This window comes from Nonomuraea sp. NPDC050663 (genome assembly GCF_044456985.1).
Lineage (GTDB): Bacteria > Actinomycetota > Actinomycetes > Streptosporangiales > Streptosporangiaceae > Nonomuraea.
On sequence record NZ_JBITGL010000014.1, the window covers coordinates 81,888 to 99,442 of the forward strand.

Genomic DNA, 17,555 nt, shown 5'->3' on the forward strand with positions numbered 1-17,555 from the left:
TGGCCGCCTCACGCCTTCGTCGGCGTCAGCCGGCGGACATCCATCGCGGTGGAGGCGAGCGCCACCGCGACCGCGGTCACCACGCAGATGCCGAGCGCGACCTGCGCGGGTACGCGTTCGATCAGCCATGCCACCGCCAGCCCCGCCGCGCCATACCCCAGACCCGCCGCACCGTACAGCGCCGAGAACCCGGCCGCCCAGCTGGACTCGGGCAGGACGTCCTGAAGCGCGGCCGCGCGAGCGGTCAGTGCCGGGGTCTCGAAGAACCCGGCCAGCGCGAGCAGCATCACAACCGCCCCCAGCACCGGGACCAACGCCGCCGCGACCAGTGACACGCTGAGCCCCAGCGCGAACAGGACGGCGTGCCGCAACGGCGTCCCCGGCCAGACCCGCACCCCGTACAGGAGGCCGCCGACGATCCCGGCCAGCGCGAAGGAAGTCAGTACCAGTCCCGACAGTCCCGCTTCGGCGCCGTGGTCTGTCAGGAGCACGGGCAGGGCCAGACTCACCGCGCCGAACGCGAACATCACCGCACCGTCGTAGGCCATCGCGGGCCAACTCGATCGCCACAGCCCAGACGGCTTCGAGGTCGCCGTCCTGATCGCCCTGGAGATCTCCTCATCCGACCTCTTGCTGGTCGCCTCCTCGGCCGCCATCGCCGCCGTTCCTCCGCCCGCCTCTTCGGATGCTTGGCCGGTCGCGACGGCGGGGGCGAGATCGCGCAGCCGCCTGGCCAGTACGGCGCCCGCCGCGGCCAGCGCCGCCATCGCGGCGATGGGGATCCTGGCGTCGATGACGGCGAGTCCCGCGACCAGGGCGGGGGCGGCGGTCCACACGATCGTGGAGGTCGTCGACTCGAGGCTGAGCGCCGGGACACGGCTTTCCGCGGGTGCCAGCCGTACCAGATAGGCACGCAGTCCGCCGTGTGCACCGGCGGAAACGCCGCCACCCAGGCAGGCGGGCACGATCATCCCGACCGTCGCCCACGGGGAGGCGCCCGCCGCGGTCAGCGCGGGGGCAGCCACCGCCAGGGCGGCGAAGACGGCGGCTTCGGCGGACAGCACCCGCGCGAGTTCGCCGCGTGCGGGGCGCACGTCGAAGCGCCTGCCCAACGGTCCGGCGGCGAGTGCCTCGGCCAGGGCGTGGGCGCCACCGAGCAGGGCTCCGACGGCGTAGGAGCCGGTGACTGCGTGGCCGAGGAAGACGAGAGCGAGCGGGGCCATGGCGACGGGGAAGCGCTGGCACACCATCACCGCGGACCAGACGCCGATCCCGGGAGTGCGCAGTACGGCCGCATAGCTGTTACCAGTCATACTTTTAGACGGTAACAGTTACCGCTTAAGTGGTAAACTGGTTACATGGCGGAGAGCGTGGCTCCTGGAGGACTGGAGCAGGTGCGGGCGTTCATCAACACCTGGTGGGTGCCGAATGACACCCGCGTGCCCGAGGATCGATTGCCGGGACTGGTCGCCGATCCGGCGGCGTGGCGGGCGGAACTGCCGGCCGTACCGACTCCAGGGGTGGGCGGCTCATCGGACGGCGAGCTGGCGGAGCTGCGGCGGGACCTGCGTGTGGTGCTCGGACAGGAACAGCCGATCGGGCTGTCGCCGTGGCTCGTGCGTCACCCGCTGCGCGCCGATCTGTCGTCTGATGCGCCCGGAGTGGTGCTACGTCCGCAGACGGACGGTACGGCCGGCCGACTGCTCGCACTGGTGGTGGAGGCGGTCAGGGCAGGGCAGTGGGCGCGGCTGAAGGCATGCCCGGACTGCTCGTGGGTCTTCTACGACCACAGCCGCAACGGCGCCCGCCGCTGGTGTGCCATGAATCCGGCGCCCGGTGCGCGGGGCTGCGGCAGCATCGCCAAGGTGCGCGCGTATCGTGACCGCCTCAGAGAATGACCTGTTACGGCCTGCCGTCCCCCGACCAGCCGCCACACTTCGGCTGAGCCTCAGGCCCTGAGTGGGTGTCGCTGAACTGTGAAAACGCCCGTGCTCATCCAGAGAAGGCTCCCGCGACCGGGGTTGAGGACTGAGACTTCGCAGCGCGCCGCTTGCGGCCGGCGATCTGGTCGGCGCGTTCGGGGATGGCGGACTCCAGCACCTGGCGCAGGCGGGTGCAGTCGTTGACGTTCCCGCCAGTGATCACGAACGCCGGCGGGCGGCCGGTCCCATCGCGGGCCAGCTGGATTTGCCGTTCGGCAGCCGCCGGTCGTCCTCGCGAGGACGACCGCGACGGCCGGTGGGCAGTAACTCAGGTGAGCTTGTCGGCCTCGACCATGGCCATCGCCGCCTCCTCGTGGCGGCCCAGGGCCGTGAGGACCTCCGACAGGCATCCGAGTGCCAGGATCAGCGGCGCCCCTCCCACCGCCCTGGCCAGCTTCACGGCCTCCTGCGCGGACGGGAGGGCGTCGTCGGGGCGCCGGCGGCGGAGCATCAGGCGCGCCGCCGTGCGCAGCGAACGAGCGAGCAGCGCCGTGTGCGCCCCAGGATCGGTTCTCGCCAGTTCGCGGCTGAGCGCGACCGCCTCCCAGACCCGTTCGATGGCCAGGCGGCTCCATCGCGACTGGGTCGAGGCGTAAGCGAGAAGACCCTCGACGGCGTCGACACGCGCCGAGGTGCGTTCGTTGAACCCGTTTCTGGCCATATGAATCCACCCATGCCAGCCCTGAGCGTCGAGGGTATCGCGCTGTGTCGTCAGATGCACGCAGAGTTGGCTTGAAAGGATGCGTTCCGGCAAGATCAAGGTAAAGATATTGCCATGGTCGAGCTGGCGGCGGAGCGCGGGAAACAGGTCTCTTCGAGGGTCTCGGAGGCGGGGGCCGGCTGGCGGTGCCAGCAGATCGGAACGTTCAAGGATCTGCGGCCCAACGACCGCAGCTTCTCCTGGCTGAACCCTGCCACCTTGTGGCGTTCGCGCAACGAGATCCTGGCGGGGCTGTTCGGCGACCCCTCGGGGGAGGTGCGCAGGCGGTGGATGGACTACCAGCGCAGCCGCGAGGACTTCGACCCCGAGCTGAAAATCCGGCCGCCGGTGGGCGAGAGCTTCTCGTTCCTGCTGCTGGGTGACCCCGGCGAGGGCGACGCGTCGCAGTACGCCGTGGTGCCGGGGATGGGCAGGATCGGCCAGGACACGGACTTCGCGGTCGTGGCCAGCGACGTGATCTATCCGACGGGCTCGGGCAACGAGTACTGCGACAAGTTCTTCCGCCCGTACAAGGACTACCGGGCGCCGATCTACGCCGTGCCCGGCAACCACGACTGGTACGACGGGCTCGGCGGGTTCATGCGGGTCTTCTGCGACGCGCCCCCGCTGAAGCCGCAGCCCGACCGGGGGCTGCGCGGGCTGCTGTGGCGCAAGCCCGAGAAGATCGACGAGCCCGCCCTGGCCGAGGCACGCAAGATGCGCGGACTGCCCGAGCAGCAGGCCGTCCAGCAGGCGCCGTACTGGGTGATCGAGACGCCGCACCTGCTGCTCGTCGGCGTCGACACCGGGATCCGCGGCGAGCTCGACAAGGACCAGGTCGCGTGGCTGCGCCGCACCTCCGCCGACCCCCGGCCGAAGATCCTCGTCACCGGCAAGCCGATCTACCGCCGCAACGACTACACGCCCTCACCGCTGGAGGGAGGCGGGACGATCGACGACATCGTGCGCGACCCCGCCCACAACTACGTGGCGGCCATCGGCGGCGACGTGCACAACTACCAGCGTTATCCGGTCAAGGTGGGCGACCGGGTGATCCAGTATCTCGTCGCGGGCGGTTCCGGGGCGTTCATGCACGCCACCCACACCGTGCGGCGCGTCGACGTGGGCGGGGTGCACGAGGAGGAGTACCGGTGCTACCCGCTGCGCGGCGACTCCCTGTCGTTCTACAGCCAGCTGTACGCCAAGCGGCTGCGCATGCGCTGGCTCTACCTCACCCCACAGGAGGCGGTCTGCATCATGGCCGAGCAGATCGGCATCAGGCCGGTCCGGCCGGTCGAGGAGCCGGTGACGATCACCCGGCGGATGAGGTGGGCGGCGCGCATCCTGGGCGCCTGGCCGTGGCCGCTGCGGCTGCCGGTCGACAAGGTGTTCCACCGGTTCCTGTCGGAGTTGTCCGACTGGGACACGCCGCCGTTCTTCAAGAGCTTCCTGCACGTGGCGGTCACGCCCTCCGACGTCACCATCCGCTGCTTCGCGGCGACCGGGTGCCTCACGCAGGAGCTGGAGCCGCCGGTGGAGGACGAGGTGGTGATCAGCCTGCGGTGACGGCCCCGGCGTCGCTTCCTGGCTTGTCGGAGCCGTCTGCCACAGTGGGAGCGTGTACGTACCGCTGACTCCCACCCACGTCGGGCCCGACCGTCCCGACGACGTCGCGGCCGCCGTGCGAAAGCTCGAACACGAGCGCCCGCGCTGGGTGTGGGCCGACGCGCGCGAGGCGTACACACCGCTGCTGCGCGAGGGCGTGCGGGTGAGCCGCTGCCACGATCTGGCGCTGACCGAGGGGCTGCTGCTCGCGGCCGAGGGCCGGTACGGCGCGGCGCGATCGGCCAAGGCGGCCCACGCGCGGCTCCACGGCCTGCCCGAGCCGCACGAGAGCGACGCGGGCGCCGACACGCTGTTCCCCGCGGAACCGCTCGGCGTCTCCGCGGTCGAGGAGGTGCTGGCCGACCAGCTCGCCCGCATCGAGCGGCTGCCCGAGCCCGGCAGGTTCAGGCTGCTGGTCGCCGCCGAGTCGGCGGGCGGGCTGATCGCGGCCGAGATGGCCGAGGCGGGCATGCCGTGGAACCGCCGCGCGCACGACGCCCTGCTCACCGAGAAGCTGGGGCCGCGGCCGATGAGGGGCATGCGGCCGGTCAAGCTGCAGGCCCTGGCCGACGAGCTGGCCGCGATCTTCGGGCACACGATCAACCCCGACTCCGCGCAGCAGGTGATCAAGGCCTTCAAAGCGGCCGGGGTCGACCTCAAGTCCACGCGATCGTGGGAGCTCAAGCAGATCGACCATCCGGCGATCGCGCCGCTGCTCGCCTACAAGGAGCTCGCCAGGCTGCACAGCTTCCACGGCTGGGCCTGGGCCGACCAGTGGGTGCGCGACGGGCGATTCCGGCCCGAATACGTGGTCGGCGGCGTCGTCACCGGGCGGTGGGCGACCAACGGCGGCGGCGCGCTGCAGATCCACAAGTCGATGCGCAAGGTCGTGGTGGCCGAACCGGGCTGGACCCTCGTCGTGGCCGACGCGGCGCAGCTGGAGCCGCGGGTGCTGGCGGCCATGGCCGGCGACGGCGGGCTGGCGCGGGCGGCGGGCGAGATCGACCTGTACGCCGCGCTGGCGCAGTCCTTCGGCGGCGAGCGCGACCACGCGAAGATCGCGATGTTGTCTGCCATGTACGGCGGCACCAGCGGTGACGCGCCCAAGCTGCTGGCCGTCATGCGGCAGCGCTTCCCCAAGGCCTACCAGTTCGTCGAGGACGCCGCCCGGGCCGGGGAGGAGGGGCGCGTGGTGCGCTCCTGGCTCGGCCGTACCTCCCCGCCGCCCTCCGACCGGTGGCGATCGCTGGTGTCGGGACCCGAGGGCGGTCGCGCGGCGCGCGACCGGGGGCGTTTCACGCGCAACTTCGTCGTGCAGGGCACGGCCGCGGAGTGGGCGCTGGCGATGATGGCGGTGCTGCGCGGGCTGCTGCCGGAGGCGGCGCGGTTGGTGTTCTTCCAGCACGACGAGGTGATGGTGCACTGCCCGGCCGAGCAGGGCGACGAGGTGATCGCCGCGGTGGGCAAGGCGGCGGAGGAGGCCACGCGGCTGCTGTTCGGGGGCACGCCGGTGCGGATCCCGATGGAGGCGGTCGCGGTGGAGTGCTACGCCGACGCCAAGTAGCGCGCCGTTCGGTGCTCGCCGTCCAGCGCCCACTGCGGGGCCCGTGACGTGGGCCCGTGACGTGGGCCCGTGACGTGGGCCCGTGACGTGGGCCCGTGACGTGGGCCCGTGACGGTCCCTCGCGCTACGTCGCGGTCAGGGCGCGTCTGCGGATGGCGAGCCAGACGCCCGTGACCGTGACGACGATGCCGACCGCGATGCCGAGCGCGCCGTACGACAGCCCGCCGACGATCAGGCCCGCGACCACCGTTCCCGTCGCGCCGCACACGCTCACCAGCAGGTCCGACAGCCCCTGCACCGACGCCCGCTGCCCGATGGGGGTCGACTCGGTCAGCAGCGCCGAGCCCGCCACCAGCCCGCACGACCAGCCCAGGCCGAGCAGGATGAGCGAGGCCGTGATCTGGCCGACGCTGTGCTCCCCGGCGGTCATGGCCAGGACGGCGGAGCCGAGCAGGATCGCCATGCCCAGCACGAGCACCTGGATCTTGCCCGCCTTGTCGGCCAGCCAGCCGACGAGCGGGGAGAAGACGTACATGCCGGCGATGTGCAGGCTCAGCGCCAGGCCGATGATGCCCGTGGTCGCGCCGCCGTGCTTGAGATGCACGGGGGTCATGGACATGATCGAGACCATCGCCGTGTGGCTGATCGCGATGGCCAGCACCGCGGCGCGGGCCCCGGCGGAGGAGCGGATGGCGTCCCAGCCCGCCCGCATGACCCGCTTGGGCACCTCGCCGCCGCCGGTGCTGACCGTGCGGGCCAGCTTGAGCGGGTCGGGCCGCAGGAAGAAGAAGAGGAACAGCAGCGCGAGCAGGAAGGCGAAAGTCGCGAAGGCGAAGGGTCCCGCGTATTCGGCCAGCCCCAGATTCTTGCCGATGGTGTCGGCGGGCTGGGCCAGGTTCGGTCCGGCGACCGAGCCGATGGTGGTCGCCCAGACCACGAGCGACAGGTGCCGGGCGGTCGTGCCCTTGGGCGACAGGTCCGTGGCCGAGTAGCGGGCGGCCAGGTTGGTCGTGCTGCCCGCGCCGATCAGGAGGAATCCCACCAGCACGAGCGGCCACGACCCGATGCCGATGGCCAGCGTGGCCACCGCGCCGCCGATGGCCGCCGACGCGTATCCGAGGGCGAGGCTGGCCCGGCGCCCGGAGATCGTGGCGACCTTGGCGATGGGCAGGGCGAACAGCGCCGAGCCCAGCACCATCGCGGTGCCGGCGAACCCGCTGATCGTCACGGAACCCGAGAGGTCCTCGACGATCAGCGAGCTGAAGGCCAGGCCCACGGCCACGCCGAGGCCGCCGATGATCTGCGACAGCGACAGCACCGCGAGGGTGCGCCGCTGGACGGACTTGAACTGCTCGACGCCGGGGCTAGCGGGGGCTGCTTTCACCAGCAAAGTGTGTCATAGCACCTGAATTCGGTCGCCGACGACCACCGCTCCCGTGGTGTCCGGAATGAGGTTCATCGCGAACCAGACCTTGCCGTCCCACTTGCGGTGGCGCGACAGCGTGCGGATCGGCTCCTTGCCCTTCTTCAGCGTCTGCGCGTCGATCGTGGTCAGCACGCAGCGGTCGCAGCCCTTGACCACGCGGAAGCCCACCTCGCCCACCCGGATCCTGGTCCAGGAGTCCTCGGCGAAGGGCTCGTCGACGCCGTCGACCACGAGGTTGGGGCGGAAGCGGGAGATGGGCAGCGGCTCGGGCACCTCCTCGCCGCGCTCGGCGGCCTCCCCGGCGATCCAGTCGTTCAGCTGGGCCAGCGAACGGGTGGAGGCCAGCAGCACGGGGTAGCCGTCGGCCAGGGCGACCCGGTCGTCGGCGGTGCCGTACTCGGGGTTGACCGGGCGGCGGGTCGGGTCGTCGAGCCAGGCGAGGCGGGCCGGGAAGCCGAGCAGGGCGCCGAGCCACTCGGCGGCGTCCTGGCCGCCGTCGGTGAGCTCGACCGGGGTCTTCCAGACCTTCGTCTCGCGGCGGCGCGAGGAGGGCAGGACCTTCAGGGGCGCGGCGTGCGGGCCCGTGAGGGTGATCGTGTCGCCGGTCAGCTCCGCCCGCACGGTCAGCAGGCGGGGGTTCTCGCGGGCGGTGAGCATCTCGCCGTCGGCGTCGGTCACCAGGTAGCGGCGGTCTCCTGCCAGGCCCCAGGGCAGGACCTCCGCAACGTCGAGGTCATGGCCTTGGGTCGATTTGACGGGATAAATGTGGATGCTCGCGAGCCTCATGAGCCCGACGGTACACGGCCCGGCCAGCCAGAGTCAGAGGCGGCCAGAGTCAGAGGCGGCCAGAGTCAGAGGCGGCCAGGGTCGGGGGCGGCCAGGGTCGGGGGCGGCCAGGGTCGGGGCGGCAAGGGTCAGCGGTGGGTCAGGGGCGGGCGGCCGCGTCGAGCAGGGCGAGGGCGGCGGCGCGGGCGTGGCGGGCGGCGTCGGGGGTGCCGGGGTGGTGGTCGGCCACGATGGTCGCCCCGGTGACCAGCATGAGGAACTGGCGTCCCAGCACCTCGGGCTGGGCCGCTCCGGCGCCGCGCGCGATGTCGGTGAGCAGGGCCAGCCGCCGCTCCAGGTGCCGCGCCGCCACCTCCCGGGGAGCGCCGTGCGGCCCGGCCGCCGTCGCGGCGGGGTTCTTCGCGCCGTGGTGCCCGCCCACTGCCGCCTCGGCAGGGCTCCTCACACCGTGGTGCCCGCCCACCACCGCCTCGGCGGGGCTCCTCACGCCCTGGTGTCCGCCCACTGCCGCCTGGTGGCCGTGGTGCTGGGTGGCGGCGTTGAGGATCGCGCAGCCGCGGAACCCCGGCTCCGCGTGCCACGAGGCCAGGGCGTCGAAGACCGCCCCCAGCCGCGCCCGCGGGTCGCCCCCCGCCGCCTCGGCCGCCTCCGACAACCACCGCGTGACCCGCTCGCTGCGCTCCACCAGGACGGCCTCGATGAGCCCTTCCTTGGACCCGAAGTGCCGGTAGAGCGTCTCCTTGGAGATCCCCATGGTGGAGCAGAGCTCGGCCACGCCGATCCCGTCGAGGCCGCGCGCGTAGAAGATCTCGGTCGCGCGGTGCAGGACCGCGGCGCGGGTGCGGGCGGGATCGAGTGGGCTTCCCTTGCTGACTGGCACGCCATAGATGGTACCGCCCGGTTCGGAGGCCTGTTATGGTACCGATCGGTTCCATTGAAGAGAGGCGACCATGACGGCCACCACCCCCTCCATCACCATCGAGAGCGGCGGCGAGCAGCTGCTCGGCGTGCTCCACCTGCCCGCGGGGCCCGGCCCGCACCCGATCGTGGTGATCATGCACGGCTTCCCCGGCAACGAGCGCAACGGCGACCTCGCCCAGGCCCTGCGCAGCCACGGCTACGCCGCCCTGGTCTTCCACTACCGCGGATCCTGGGGCGTCGGCGGCACCTGGAGCTGGAACAACGCGCTGCAGGACGCCCTGCGCGTGACGCGTGCCGTACGGGAGGAGGGCTTCGCGGGGCGACACAACCTGGACCCCGGGCGGCTCGCGGTGGTCGGGCACAGCTTCGGCGCGTTCGCCGCGCTCAACGCCGCGGCCGAGGACCCCGGCGTGCGCGCGGTGGTGTCGATCGCGGCCTTCGACTTCGGCACCCTCCCGCTGCCCCTGGACCAGGCGCGGCGCGAGCACTACGAGGACTTCTTCGGCGGCGACCTGCTGCCCCTGCGCGGAACCAGCGGGGCGGCCCTGGTCGAGGAGATCGAGGCGCACGGCTGGAGCCTGGCCGCGCTGGCCCCCGCGCTGGACGGGCGCCCGGTGCTGCTGATCGGCGCCTCACGCGACACGGTCGCCCCGGTGGGCGAGCACCACCGGCCCCTGCTGGAGCCGTACGGCTGGGCGGAGCGGCACGAGTGGCCGACCGACCACGCCCTGTCGGACCACCGGGCCGAGCTGATCGGTGCGGTCCGGGCGTTCCTGGACCGCGCCCTCGGTCAGCTCCTCGGGCCGAACGTGTCCAGGAACACCTGACGCAGCTCCGCCTGGTCGTCCCAGTGCAGGTCCGACATGGTGAACACGATCTTGAAGCCCTTGCTGTCGTTCACCGACACGTAGCGCGCCAGGGCGTGCATGGGCACCCCGTTGGGCAGCTTGTAGGTGTACTCCCAGTCGGCCGCCTTCCACCCGCGGAAGTCGATCTCCTGCAGCTGCACCTGGATGTAGTCGTCGACGCCGCCCGCGCGCTCTTCGGCGGTGAGCTTGGCCAGGCCGCCGTCGTTCTCGGCGGGGCCGGAGCGGACCGTGATCTTCATCCCGGAGTCCTTGGGCCCGGTGAAGACGGTCTCGCCGCCCGAGGCGCTCACCTTCCAGGCGGTGGGCACGGCCGCCGCGAAGCCGCCCTGGGAGTGCTCCTTGTAGCCGTCGGGCACGTCGGTGGGCAGGGGACCCTGCTGCTCGGTGACCGTTTCGCTGGCGGAGGCCGACGGGCTCGCGGTGTTCTGGCCGCCGGAGTCGCCGCCCGTCGCGATGATCACAACGGCGAGCACGACCGCGGCCAGCGCGCCCCCGCCCGCCAGCATCAGGCGCGGCGTGGGCCTGCCCTCGCGCATCCAGCCGTTGCCGCTGGGCGGCGGCTCCTCGGCGCGCCGGCGGCTGCCGACGCGCTGCTGGCCGCCGGTGTGGGTGACGGCGGACTCGGCGTCGCGGGTCAGGTCGCGCGAGTGCGCGGCCAGGTCGTCGGAGGAGGCGAGCGGCCACGGCGTGCCGCCCGTCGTCCGGCCGCCGGTGGTGCTGCTGCTCGTGGTGAGCGGCAGGATCGGCTGCGGCTTGGAAGCGGCGGGCTGCGGCCCCGACAGGTTGCGCAGCTCCTCGTAGGGGTCGGGCTGGCGAGGCTCGGGCCCGCGCTGGGGTCCGGTCGGGCCGGCCGGTGCCTCGCGGGGCACGGGCCCGGACGGGCTGCCGAAAGCCTCGAACGGCACGGGCCCGGACGGGCTGCGGAGGGCTTCGTACGGCACCGGCCCGGACGGGCTGCGCAGCGCCTCGTACGGCACGGGTCCCGACGGGCTGCGCAGGGCTTCGTACGGCACGGGCCCGGACGGGCCGCCCAGCCCCTCGTACGGCACCGGCCCCGACGGGCTGCGCAGCGCCTCGTACGGCACCGGCCCGGAGGCGGCAGGCGGCGCGGGCACGGGACCCGAGGCGCTGCGGAAGGCGTCGTACCCGGTCAGCCGATCGGTGTGCTGCTCGGACGACGGGCTCGCCAGCGGGTCGAATCCCTGCACCGCGTTCGGGTCGTACGGCACGCGCACCGGCCCGGAGGGCGTCTCGATGATGCGCGAGGGCAGCGGCCCCGACGGCTGCTCCAGCGGCGGCAGCAGCCCGATGGGCGTGGAGTCGGCGGCGGTCGGGATGGCGTCGCGCCCGCCCCGCGAGCCGTGCGACCCGTGCGAGCGCAGCACCCGCTCCAGCATCTCGGCCACCTGGGCGGCCGGCAGCCGTTCGGCGGGGTTCTTGCGCAGCAGCCCCTCGATGACCGGCATCAGCGCTCCGGCCCGCTGGGGTCTGATCGGCTCCTGGGTGAGCACGGCGCCGAGCACGGCGATGGCGTCGGGCCCCTCGAACGGCGGCCGCCCCTCGACGGCGGCGTACAGCGTGGCGCCGAAGGACCACAGGTCGGCCGACTGCCCGATGGGCTGGCCGGAGAGCCGCTCCGGCGGGATGTAGGCGGGCGAGCCCATGAGCAGCCCGGTCTGGGTGATGGTGACGTCGCCCTCGATGGCGGCGATGCCGAAGTCGGTGAGCACCACCCGGTCGGTGGTGAGCAGCACGTTGCCGGGCTTGATGTCGCGGTGCAGGATGCTCGCGGCGTGGGCGTGGCGCAGGGCGTCGAGGACGCGGACGCCGATCTCGGCCGCCTGGATGACGGGCAGCGGGCCGCTCTGCCGTACGGCCTGCTCCAGCGACCAGGCGCGCACCAGCTCCATGACGATCCAGGGCCGGCCGTCCTCCTCGACGACGTCGTGGACGGTGACGATGCCGGGGTGGGTCAGCCGCGCGGCCGAGCGCGCCTCGCGCAGCATGCGGCGGTGGGCGACCTGCTTGCCCGCGTGGTCGAGCCCGTAGGGCAGCAGCAGTTCCTTGACGGCGACGTCACGGTCGAGCAGGACGTCGTGGGCGTGCCAGACCATGCCCATGCCGCCCCGGCCGACGGGAGACATGAGCCGGTAGCGGTTGCCGACGAGGCGACCCTGGCTCGAGGCGTGACCCTGGGAGTCCTGCCCGCTGAGCATGCGGTCGGCCGACATCTCGGGCCCCCCATTTCTCCGCATGAATCGTCAATGGTTGGCCACAATAACGGCATTGCCGTGTAATGCGAAAGTTGCCCCTCTATTGGGGACTAATCGAATTCGCCAGTGCCGTGAGCGCCGCGGTGAAGGCCTCGACGGGTGGTTTGACCAGGCCAGCACCGACTTGCCCGGTGCCGGCGACCCGTCCGGCGATGCCCGTGTTCACCACCGGGAGGATGCCCGTTCTCGCGATCAAGGTGACGTCTATTCCGATCGGCGTGCCCCGGAAACCCAGCCCAGGTATCTGGTAGACGGGATGCTCGGCGAGCGTGATCTCGTACATCGACCGGGTGGCGTTGACCGCGTCGGCCACCTCACCGCCGACGAAGCGCACGATCGCCGGGGCCGCGGCCATCGCGAAGCCGCCCAGCCCGCTCGTCTCGGTGATCGTGGAGTCGCCGATGTCGGGATTGGCGTCGCCGGGGCCGTACGCGCCCAGGTAGAGCCCGTCGGGCACCCCGGCGGGGCCGGTGAACCACCGCTCGCCCAGCCCCGAAAGCTGCACGCCGAAGTCCGTGCCGTTGCGCGCCATCGCCACGACCAGGCTGGAGCCCGGCACGTCGCGGGCGGCGTCGGTGCAGACCTTGCCCGCGGCCATTCCCGCGTTGAGGAAGAAGTGGTCGTTGCCGTTGATGAAGCGCAGCACCTCTGCGGCGTGCGCGGGCGCGGCCTCCACGATCGCGGGCGCCAGCTCGCGCAGGAGCAGGCTGGTGGCCGCCCGGTTGCGGTTGTGCAGCTCGTCGCCCATCTGGAGCGCCTGCGCGATCAGGGCACGCAGGTCGATCGGTCCGGCCCTGAGCAGCGCGTCGCGCAGCGCCGGGCCGAGCACCTGGTCCATCCAGCGCAGCCGGTCGAGCACCTCGGGGCCGTAGGCGCCGTACCTCAGCACCTTGCCCAGTCCCTCGTTGAGCGAGCAGTAGGCGGTGCCGCCGTGCACGGCGTCGCGCACCTCGAACAGCCACATCGACGGGCTGACGAGCCCGGCCATCGGCCCGACCGTGCGATGGTGGTGGCAGGAGTCGAGCGTCATCGTGCCGATCCGCCGCTCGGCCTGCTCGGGATCGTCCGCGTGCCCTTCGAGGAGCATCGCGCCGATGAGAGCCCCGCGCATCGGGCCTGAGGCCCGTTCCCACGTGATCGGCGGCCCGGCGTGCAGGAAGGTGCGCTCGGGAAGGATCTCCGAGGCCCGCACCACGCCCACCAGCTGCGGATGGGCGGCCAGCAGGCGTTGCACGGCCCGCGCGTTGGCCTCGGGCCGCCGGGGATCGGCCAGCACCCTGGCCAGCGCGTCCTCGGTGCCCGGCAGCGGCGGGCGCCAGGCCACCGGGACGGTCTCGACCGCCTGGGCGCGCAGCGACTCCTCCAGCAGGGACGCCCCCGCCGTGATCACCCTCGGGACGCCGTCGAGCAGGCTGTTCACCGCGCTCCACCTCCTGCGAACCTGGCCGCGTCCGCGTTGGAGGTGAACACCCACGCCCCGGCTCGTGTCAGTGCGGAGACCTGGTCGTCCAGGCCCTGCGGGTCGCCCTCGGTGCCGACCAGGCAGACCACCACCCGCGCCGGGACGGCCGCGATCGCGGGCGCCAGGGCGGCGGCCGGATCGGGGTCGGCGCCGTGACCGAGGACGACGTCCATGAGGACCGTGTCGCCCTCCTCGGCCTTGTCCAGGGCCTCCAGCCGGAGCGAGGGGTCGATCATCGGGTGCGCTCTGCCCCTGGTGTAGGCGTCGTCGCCGAAGTCGGTGAAGTCGCCGTGCCCGGCGACGAGCCGCGCCTCCTGGCAGAGGGTGCCGCCGGAGAAGAGCCCCAGGAGCCGCCCGCCGGATGCCTGCCCGCCCGCTTCCGGCTCCCAGGAGGGCCACTCCGGTACGGCGCGGCCGAGCACGCGCAACGCCTCGGCGGTGGCCGAGGTGAGGTCGGTGACGCCGAGCATGGCCTGGACCACGGGCGTGGACAGCTCCGCGACGGCGGCCTGGACGATGGCGGAGGCCGACGGGTCCGGCGGCTTGGAGATCAGGACGATCAGCTCGGTGGCCGGGTCGGCGTCGAGCATGCGCAGCGCCTGGACCGTGGCCAGCCCGCCCACCTCGGCCGACAGGTCGCGTCCGCCGACGCCGAGCACGTGGGTGATCCCGACGCCCGCCCGGTCCAGCAGGCAGGTGACGTGTTGCGCGCCGGTGCCGGAGGCGGCGACCACGCCGACGGGGCCGGGCTTGAGCACGTTGGCGAAGCCCAGCCCGGCGCCGGCGATGACGGCCGTGCCGCAGTCGGGGCCCATGACCAGCAGCCCGGCGGCGCGGGCGAGCCCCTTGAGTCGGACCTCCTGCTCCAGGCTCACCCCGTCGCTGAAGATCATCACGTTGAGCCCGGCCTCCAGGGCGTCGAGGGCCTCGGCGAAGGCGTGCTCGCCCGGCACGGAGACCAGGGCCAGCCCGGCGGGCGCGCTGCGGGCGGCGGCGCGGGTGGTGCGCGGCGGCAGGTCGGCCGCCTGGGCCGCCGACTGGCGCGACAGGGCGTCCAGCAGCCGGTCCAGCTCGGCGGCCGCGGCGGCCGGGTCGTGGGCGCGCACCGCCACCAGCAGGTCGGAGGGTTCGCACGCGGGCACCTCGAAGCCGAGGTCGCGGGCGAGGTCGACGTTGAGCGAGGTGGCCATGGCGACGATCGCGACCTCCACGCCCGGCAGGTCCGACAGGGCCTTGCTGACCCGCATCAGGCTGACCGAGTCGTGGTAGATGCCCCGTCGCAGGGCCACCAGCTCGCTCACGCGGCCACCCCGCGGCGCTCGGCTCCGCCAGGAACCGCCGGCGACCCGCTCATGCGGCCTCCCCGCTCAGCCCGCCGCGCCCGGCCATGCCCAGAACCGCCTCCAGCCCGATCGCGATGCCCTGCGCCAGGTCGGAACCCGAGGTGTGACCCAGGCGCCGCAGCCGCGCCAGGGCGGGCTCCAGCGGGGTGCGTCCCGCCACTGCGCGCAGCACGCCGCAGACCTCGGGGCTGGCCGCTCCCTGCGCGGCGCAGTGCAGCAGGGTGGCGGAGATGGGGGTGGTGCGGGTGCGGGCGTCGTACGTCACCGTGGCGGCCAGCCAGTCGCCCACCCTGACCGCCTGCCGTACGCCCGCGGACTTGCCGATGTGCCGCAGCGTCACCAGCAGCCCGGCCAGCACGTCGTCGCCGCTCGGGGTGAGCCCGGGGCCCAGCCCCACGAGTTGTTCGGCCGCGGTGAGGACTCCCAGCAGCCAGCCCGTGCGGCAGGCGCGGGTGAGCAGCTCGATGTTGCCATTGCCCGCCAGGCCCTCGCCGCCGTCGGGGGCCAGGGCGGGCAGGGCCCGCTCCAGCCGTACGGGATCGACGCGGCCCGTGTGCGGGGCGGGATCCCACCATCGGCGCACCCGCATGGACAGCGGCCCCAGCTCGACGGCGCCGTCGCCGACCATCGCCTCGTCACCGACGGTGAGGTGCGGCAGCTGTCCTGGCAGCAGGAGCGCGTTGGGCAGGCGCGTGGCGGTGCCGGTGATCACGGCGATCACCGAGGGTTCGAGTTCGGTCCTGACCTCGAGGTAGGCGCCCGCCGGGAAGACCGCCAGGACTCGTGCGGGCCGGCGCGGTGCCTCCAGGACGGGGCGTACCGCCGCACTGGCCGCGCCGGTCACGGGAGTGCGCACCCGTCGGGGGGCGCCCTTCTGGGCCGTCACAGTCACGGGACGAACGTAGAACGCCGCCGATTACTCCCCGTACGGAGAAATCTGACAACAAAGTCTTAACCTTTGGGCTCTTCCTGACAGACGATTCACAGGCCACAATCGCCCCATGGAGCCCCCCGTCCGTCTGGCCAGCACCGGCACGATCATCCACGGCGTCTCCGTCGGCGAGGTCCTGGGCGTCTCGACCCTGGCCGAGGCCAAGCTGATCGCGGGGGAGAGCGGCCTGGGCCGCATCGTGCAGCGGCTCAACGTCATGGAGGTGCCCGACATCCTGGCCTGGGTCAAGCCGCACGAGCTGCTGCTGACCACTGGCTATCCGCTGCGCAACACGCCGCAGTCGCTGGGCAGGCTCGTGGCCGACCTCGACGAGCGCGGGCTGGCCGCCCTGGCGATCAAGCTCGGCCGCTACGTCGACGAGCTGCCCGAGGAGATGGTCGAGCAGGCGGACCGGCTCGGCTTCCCGCTCATCCTGCTCCCCAACGACGTCGGCTTCGACGACATCCTCAACCAGGTGCTCACCGACATCCTCAACCGCCAGGCCGCCGTGCTGGTGCGCGCGGAGGAGGCGCACCGCGCGCTGGTGCAGGTCGTGCTGGCGGGCGGCGGGCTCAACGAGGTCACCAACGAGGTCTCCGGCCTGCTCGACGTGGCGGTGGCCGCGGTCGACGGCTCGGGCCGGGTGCTGGCCGCCGCCGGTCCCGCCGACCACGTCGCCGCCCTGCGCGCCGCCGTCCCGCGCCTGGCCGGTACGGCCGGCAGCTCGCCCACCTTCGCCTGGGTCCCCGTCGTCGCCGGCGGTCACCACCACGGCCGCATCGTCGCCCACAGCCCCGCGGGCTCCATCCACGACAGCGACGTCGGCATTCTGGAACGTGCCGCCACGGTCGCCGCGCTGGTCGTCACCCGCCAGGACGCCGTCAACGCCGTCGAGTCGAAGTACCGCGCCGACTTCCTGCGCGACGTGCTCACCGGCCGGGCGGGCGGCGCCGAGCGCATCACCGCCCGCGCCCGCGCCTTCGGCTGGGACCTGGAGCGCCCGGTGACGGTCCTGGTGGCCGAGCTCGACCTGTTCGGCGAGGAGCGCACCGCCCAGGACCGCCTGGTGACCGCCTGGACGGCGGCCCTGCGCCGCCACGACTCGCGCGGAGCGGTGGCCGGGTTCTCCAACGAGGTCGTCGCCGTGCTCGACGCGGGCGTCGACTGCGCGAAGGTGGCGCGCGACGCCGCCACCGCCTTCACCGACGCGCTGCCCGCGACGTTCTCGACCGGCACCTCGCGCCTGTGCTCGCGTCCGGAGGCTCTGCCGGAGGCCTACGCGCAGGCGCTGAAGGCCGCGCGCGTCGGCCGCCAGCTGCACGGCCCCGCCGCCGTCGCCCACTTCGACCAGCTCGGCGTCTACCGGTTGTTGTCGCTGGTGAGCGACACCGACGAGCTTCACGCCTTCGTGCGCGAGACGCTCGGGCCGCTGGCCTCCGACGACGACGCGGAGAACGCCGACCTGCGCCGCACACTGCAGGTGCTGCTGGAGACCAACCTCAACGTGGCCGAGACCGCGCGGCGCCTGCACTTCCACTACAACACGCTGCGTTATCGCATCGGCAAGCTGGAGCGCCTGCTGGGCAACTTCACCGCCGACCACCACCTGCGGCTCAACCTGACGCTGGCCCTGCACGTGCTGCGCATGCGCGGGATCTGACGCGCGAGGGCCCTGGATCGTGAGAGCGGCCCG

Annotated in this window: 14 protein-coding genes; 5 read left to right on the forward strand and 9 right to left on the reverse strand. The window is 73.0% G+C overall.

All coding sequences use genetic code 11. The annotated features are described in order from the left end of the window. Positions 1-8: 8 nt before the first annotated feature. Positions 9-1,313, reverse strand: coding sequence for a hypothetical protein (locus ACIBH1_RS34615; RefSeq protein WP_397318211.1), 1,305 nt, complete (start codon positions 1,311-1,313; stop codon positions 9-11). Positions 1,314-1,358: 45 nt separating this feature from the next. Between ACIBH1_RS34615 and ACIBH1_RS34620 the strand changes: the two genes are divergently transcribed. Further along, positions 1,359-1,898: a CGNR zinc finger domain-containing protein gene (locus ACIBH1_RS34620; protein ID WP_397318212.1), complete on the forward strand. Its 540-nt coding sequence runs from the start codon at positions 1,359-1,361 to the stop codon at positions 1,896-1,898. Positions 1,899-2,250: 352 nt separating this feature from the next. On the opposite strand, the gene ACIBH1_RS34625 is transcribed toward ACIBH1_RS34620, so the two are convergent. Next, positions 2,251-2,643: a hypothetical protein gene (locus ACIBH1_RS34625; protein WP_397318213.1), complete on the reverse strand. Its 393-nt coding sequence runs from the start codon at positions 2,641-2,643 to the stop codon at positions 2,251-2,253. A gap of 114 nt (positions 2,644-2,757) precedes the next feature. Between ACIBH1_RS34625 and ACIBH1_RS34630 the strand changes: the two genes are divergently transcribed. Together ACIBH1_RS34630 and ACIBH1_RS34635 are read left to right on the forward strand one after the other, a co-directional pair. Continuing rightward, the gene (locus ACIBH1_RS34630) at positions 2,758-4,248 is read left to right on the forward strand and encodes a metallophosphoesterase family protein (protein WP_397318214.1); all 1,491 of its coding nucleotides are present in this window, start codon (positions 2,758-2,760) and stop codon (positions 4,246-4,248) included. A gap of 52 nt (positions 4,249-4,300) precedes the next feature. After that, the gene (locus tag ACIBH1_RS34635) at positions 4,301-5,851 is read left to right on the forward strand and encodes a bifunctional 3'-5' exonuclease/DNA polymerase (RefSeq protein ID WP_397318215.1); all 1,551 of its coding nucleotides are present in this window, start codon (positions 4,301-4,303) and stop codon (positions 5,849-5,851) included. A gap of 124 nt (positions 5,852-5,975) precedes the next feature. Here ACIBH1_RS34635 and ACIBH1_RS34640 read toward each other — a convergent pair whose 3' ends face one another. The 3 genes from ACIBH1_RS34640 to ACIBH1_RS34650 all read right to left on the reverse strand — a co-directional run bounded on the left by ACIBH1_RS34640 (position 5,976) and on the right by ACIBH1_RS34650 (position 8,943). Continuing rightward, positions 5,976-7,235, reverse strand: coding sequence for an MFS transporter (locus tag ACIBH1_RS34640; protein WP_397318216.1), 1,260 nt, complete (start codon positions 7,233-7,235; stop codon positions 5,976-5,978). 12 nt (positions 7,236-7,247) lie between these two features. Then, positions 7,248-8,063 (reverse strand): MOSC domain-containing protein, encoded by an 816-nt coding sequence (locus ACIBH1_RS34645; protein WP_397318217.1) that lies wholly within the window; start codon positions 8,061-8,063, stop codon positions 7,248-7,250. A 139-nt stretch (positions 8,064-8,202) separates the two neighbouring features. Then, positions 8,203-8,943, reverse strand: coding sequence for a TetR family transcriptional regulator (locus ACIBH1_RS34650; RefSeq protein ID WP_397318218.1), 741 nt, complete (start codon positions 8,941-8,943; stop codon positions 8,203-8,205). 70 nt (positions 8,944-9,013) lie between these two features. Here ACIBH1_RS34650 and ACIBH1_RS34655 point away from each other — a divergent pair, with 70 nt between their 5' ends. Then, positions 9,014-9,811: an alpha/beta hydrolase family protein gene (locus ACIBH1_RS34655; RefSeq protein WP_397318219.1), complete on the forward strand. Its 798-nt coding sequence runs from the start codon at positions 9,014-9,016 to the stop codon at positions 9,809-9,811. Here the strand turns inward: ACIBH1_RS34655 and ACIBH1_RS34660 are convergent. From ACIBH1_RS34660 to ACIBH1_RS34675, 4 genes are read right to left on the reverse strand one after another with little or no spacing between them, the layout of a single operon-like run. After that, positions 9,775-12,108 carry a protein kinase gene (locus ACIBH1_RS34660; RefSeq protein WP_397318220.1) on the reverse strand — a complete coding sequence of 778 codons (2,334 nt, stop codon included), beginning with the start codon at positions 12,106-12,108 and terminating at the stop codon, positions 9,775-9,777. The two genes, ACIBH1_RS34655 and ACIBH1_RS34660, sit on opposite strands and share 37 nt — an antisense overlap. A gap of 58 nt (positions 12,109-12,166) precedes the next feature. After that, positions 12,167-13,546, reverse strand: coding sequence for a DUF1116 domain-containing protein (locus ACIBH1_RS34665; RefSeq protein WP_397318221.1), 1,380 nt, complete (start codon positions 13,544-13,546; stop codon positions 12,167-12,169). Next, the gene (locus tag ACIBH1_RS34670) at positions 13,543-14,889 is read right to left on the reverse strand and encodes an FdrA family protein (protein WP_397318222.1); all 1,347 of its coding nucleotides are present in this window, start codon (positions 14,887-14,889) and stop codon (positions 13,543-13,545) included. The genes ACIBH1_RS34665 and ACIBH1_RS34670 overlap by 4 nt, the downstream gene beginning before the upstream one ends. Positions 14,890-14,938: 49 nt before the next feature. After that, positions 14,939-15,823, reverse strand: coding sequence for a DUF2877 domain-containing protein (locus tag ACIBH1_RS34675; RefSeq protein ID WP_397318223.1), 885 nt, complete (start codon positions 15,821-15,823; stop codon positions 14,939-14,941). A gap of 109 nt (positions 15,824-15,932) precedes the next feature. Here ACIBH1_RS34675 and ACIBH1_RS34680 point away from each other — a divergent pair, with 109 nt between their 5' ends. After that, positions 15,933-17,522 (forward strand): PucR family transcriptional regulator, encoded by a 1,590-nt coding sequence (locus ACIBH1_RS34680; protein WP_397318224.1) that lies wholly within the window; start codon positions 15,933-15,935, stop codon positions 17,520-17,522. The last annotated feature ends 33 nt before the right edge of the window (positions 17,523-17,555 follow it).

What these genes read in the sequence shown, in the direction of transcription:
- ACIBH1_RS34630 (WP_397318214.1), top strand. Translation starts at nt 2,758, where the DNA reads ATGGTCGAGCTGGCGGCGGAGCGCGGGAAACAGGTCTCTTCGAGGGTC.
- ACIBH1_RS34620 (WP_397318212.1), top strand. Translation starts at nt 1,359, where the DNA reads ATGGCGGAGAGCGTGGCTCCTGGAGGACTGGAGCAGGTGCGGGCGTTC.
- ACIBH1_RS34615 (WP_397318211.1), bottom strand. Translation starts at nt 1,313, where the DNA reads ATGACTGGTAACAGCTATGCGGCCGTACTGCGCACTCCCGGGATCGGC.
- ACIBH1_RS34660 (WP_397318220.1), bottom strand. Translation starts at nt 12,108, where the DNA reads ATGCGGAGAAATGGGGGGCCCGAGATGTCGGCCGACCGCATGCTCAGC.
- ACIBH1_RS34655 (WP_397318219.1), top strand. Translation starts at nt 9,014, where the DNA reads ATGACGGCCACCACCCCCTCCATCACCATCGAGAGCGGCGGCGAGCAG.
- ACIBH1_RS34625 (WP_397318213.1), bottom strand. Translation starts at nt 2,643, where the DNA reads ATGGCCAGAAACGGGTTCAACGAACGCACCTCGGCGCGTGTCGACGCC.
- ACIBH1_RS34645 (WP_397318217.1), bottom strand. Translation starts at nt 8,063, where the DNA reads ATGAGGCTCGCGAGCATCCACATTTATCCCGTCAAATCGACCCAAGGC.
- ACIBH1_RS34680 (WP_397318224.1), top strand. Translation starts at nt 15,933, where the DNA reads ATGGAGCCCCCCGTCCGTCTGGCCAGCACCGGCACGATCATCCACGGC.